At 62.7% G+C, this 1,036-nt stretch carries 2 protein-coding genes; one reads left to right on the top strand and one right to left on the bottom strand.

The features are described 5' to 3' along the window. Window positions 1-246: 246 nt before the first annotated feature. On the bottom strand, window positions 247-576 hold the full coding sequence (locus EB084_26455; protein NDD31805.1) for a hypothetical protein: 330 nt from the start codon (window positions 574-576) through the stop codon (window positions 247-249). Window positions 577-849: 273 nt separating this feature from the next. Between EB084_26455 and EB084_26450 the strand changes: the two genes are divergently transcribed. Beyond that, window positions 850-1,036 (top strand): hypothetical protein (locus EB084_26450; GenBank protein ID NDD31804.1); only part of this gene is annotated, 187 nt, incomplete at its 3' end.

The following is a 1,036-nucleotide window of genomic DNA, read 5'->3' as shown; positions in this document are numbered from 1 at the left end:
GATGCGGTCGGCGGAGGCGACCTCTCCGAGACGTTCACGCGCGGGGGCCGTCTGAGGCGCCGGCGCTGGGGCGGTCTGAATTGAGTGGGGTGCGTCGAAGCGCTGCGCGCGGGTAGAAGAGATGGCGTTCATGTTCAAGCCTCCAGATCGAGATCATACGGTCTCGACGGAAGAAGGGAAACGCCCGCCATGTTAACTGTGGGTGAGAAAGCGCGTCGCACTTCTCAGGCGCAGCGACCCGAGCGACTAGTCCTCGCTGTCGAGGATGTGCTCGATGGCGTCTTCGGTGACCCCTTTCACCGAGAGGATGACCTTGAGACCTGCCCTGCCGTTCTCGATTGCCTCTTGCGCAGCGGTCTCGGTGCCCAGGCTCATGTACTCGCGCACCTGGTCGGCGGCAACCCGGAACATCTCGAGGCCGCGCATCGATTCGCTGATGAGCGTCGTCATCTGCGGCGACGCGAGGGGGCCTTCAGAGAACGACGTCAGCTGGCGTGCCCAGGCCTGGAGGTCGTCCTCGAGCAGCCGAAGGCGCTGCTCTACTTCGGCGCGGGCATCTGGCGACTCGCGCAGCAACGTGATACAGGTCGCGATCTGATGATAAGGCGTAGTCTCTGACACAATGGCCTCTCTTCGCGAGACATGACAAGGTCCCCTGTCAGCGGTGTCTAGCCCTCCGTCCGGCACGCGCACAACATGCAGCGTCTATTTGTTCTCGCCTTAGCAACATCTCGGCAACAAAACACAGTCAAGTTAACAAAAAAACAACATCTCCCCCCATGCGCGCCGACCTGACCTGCGGCATACTCACGGAGCGAGACGGTTTCTGAGGAGCAGGAGGAGAAAGCAATGCAGATGCTTGGGATCAATGGTATCAACCCCTACGGCGGTGGACTCGGCGCGACGTCCGGCAGCTTCGGGATGTTCGGCGCGATGGGCAGCTTCCAGCAGGTCGGCGGCGGCTTCCCGATGGGTGGCGGCTTCCCGATGGGCGGCGGCTTCGGAATGGGCGCGATGGGCGGCGGCTTCGGAATGG

The organism is Pseudomonadota bacterium (genome assembly GCA_010028905.1).
GTDB lineage: Bacteria > Vulcanimicrobiota > Xenobia > RGZZ01 > RGZZ01 > RGZZ01.
Note: the sequence above shows the minus strand (reverse complement) of the source record. Positions and strands in the feature narration are given on the sequence as shown.